The sequence below is a fragment of the Cyanobium sp. LEGE 06143 genome (assembly GCF_015207535.1).
Lineage (GTDB): Bacteria > Cyanobacteriota > Cyanobacteriia > PCC-6307 > Cyanobiaceae > NIES-981.
Genome location: NZ_JADEWP010000276.1, coordinates 1 through 2283, shown reverse-complemented (window position 1 = coordinate 2283; position 2283 = coordinate 1). Strand labels below are relative to the sequence as shown.

General features: G+C 69.6%; 1 pseudogene. It reads left to right on the top strand.

Features of this window, described 5'->3' with window-relative positions:
• Nucleotides 1-209: 209 nt before the first annotated feature.
• Nucleotides 210-2283 (top strand): annotated as a pseudogene (locus IQ216_RS13485) (ATP-dependent helicase); the annotation flags it as partial.

Here is a 2283-nt window from a genome sequence, read left to right as displayed (position 1 = left end):
GTGCCTAGGGTGCGGCCAGCACTTCTGGCCTTTGGATGAGCGCCTTCCTGGCCGGCCTCAACGACGCCCAGCGCAAGGCGGTGGACCACCACASCKGGYSCYKGSTKGYGNGYRGCGGSKGNNCGRKCMGYRGSWRRACSCGGNGSCSKCRCSSRYNCKSAKCGCCMAYSKSATCNNGGYSRYSAYKSCGCCNGAKCMGGSCKNGCTGCKGNGCKGTGACCTTCACCAACAAGGCGGCCAGGGAGATGAAGGAGCGGCTGGAGCTGCTGCTGGCCCAGAAGCTGGCCCAGAGCCAGTTCGGCCAGCCCTGGAGCACCCTGCCGCCCCAGGAGCAGCGCCAGCTGCGCAGCCGCATCTACCGCGAGGTGATCAAGGACCTCTGGATCGGCACCTTCCACGCCCTGTTCGCCCGGCTGCTGCGCTTCGACATCGACAAGTTCCGCGATCCCGAGGGGCTCAGCTGGACGCGCCAGTTCTCGATCTACGACGAGGGCGACGCCCAGAGCCTGGTGAAGGAGATCGTGACCCAGGAGCTGGGCCTCGACCCCAAGCGCTTCGAGCCCAAGAAGGTGCGCTGGGCGATCAGCAACGCCAAGAACCAGGGCTGGCTGCCGGAGCAGCTGGAGGCCGATGCCGGCGGCCAGCGGGGCAAGCTGATGGCCGAGACCTACCGCCGCTACCGCCGCGCCCTGGCCGCCAATAACGCTCTCGACTTCGACGATCTGCTGCTGCTGCCGGTGCAGCTGCTCAGCCAGAACGAGCAGGTGCGCCACTACTGGCACCGCCGCTTCCGCCACGTGCTGGTGGATGAATACCAGGACACCAACCGCACCCAGTACGACCTGATCAAGCTGCTGGTGACGGATGGCCAGGACCCAGACAGCTACGACAACTGGCAGGGCCGTTCGGTGTTTGTGGTGGGCGACGCCGACCAGAGCATCTACAGCTTCCGCGCCGCCGACTTCACGATCCTGATGGGCTTTCAGGACGACTTCGGCGATGGCGCCGCCGATGAGGCCACCCGCACGATGGTGAAGCTGGAGGCGAACTACCGCTCCACCGCCACGATCCTGGCGGCCGCCAACGCCCTGATCGCCCACAACACCGAGCGCATCGACAAGGTGCTGCGCCCCACCCGCGGCGAGGGCGAGCCGATCCACCTCACCCGCTGCGACGACGAGATCGCCGAGGCCGAGGCGGTGGTGCACCGCATGCGCCTGCTCGATGCCGCCCACGACGAGCTGCGCTGGGGTGACATGGCCGTGCTCTACCGCACCAACGCCCAGAGCCGGGCGATGGAGGAATCGCTGGTGCGCTGGGGCATCCCCTACATCGTGGTGGGGGGGCTGCGCTTCTACGACCGGCGCGAGATCAAGGACATGCTCGCCTACCTCAAGCTGCTGGTGAATCCGGCCGACACCGTGAGCCTGCTGCGGGTGCTCAACACCCCCAAGCGCGGCATCGGCAAGACGACGATCGAGCGTCTCACCGACGCCTCCAACCAGCTGGGCATCCCCCTCTGGGAAGTGGTGAGTGACGCCGAGGCCGTGCGCTCCCTGGGGGGGCGCTCCGCCCGGGGGCTGCTGCAGTTCCGCGAACTGATCAGCGACCTGCAGGCCCGCAGCCAGGACGCGGCCCCCTCGGAGCTGGTGCAGCGGGTGATGGAGCAGAGCGGTTACCTGGCCGAGCTGATCACCGAGGGCACCGATGAGGCGGAAGACCGGCGCCGCAACCTCAACGAGCTGGTGAACGCCGCCCTGCAGTACCAGGAGGAGAACGAGGAGGGCTCGCTCGAGGATTTCCTGGCCTCAGCGGCCCTGGCCAGTGACGCCGACAGCAAGGACACCCAGCAGGACCGGGTGACGCTGATGACCCTGCACGCCAGCAAGGGGCTGGAGTTCCCGGTGGTGTTCCTGGTGGGGATGGAGCAGGGCCTGTTCCCCAGCTACCGCTCCCTGGAGGATCCCTCGGCCATGGAGGAGGAGCGCCGCCTCTGCTACGTGGGCCTCACCCGCGCCAAGGAGCGGCTGTTCCTCTCCCATGCCAGCGAGCGGCGCCTCTGGGGCGGCATGCGCGAGCCGGCGGTGCCGTCGGTGTTCCTGGCCGAGCTGCCCGAGGAGCTGGTGCAGGGCGACATCCCCCGCAGTGGCGGGGCCGCCATCCGCCGCGAGCAGCGGCTGGATCGCCTCACCCGGGTGGATCGCCAGGAGAGCCGCCAGGTGGCGGCCGGCGGTGCCGGTGGGGTGCCGGCCAACGCCGTGCGCCGCCGCGGGGGCGCACGGC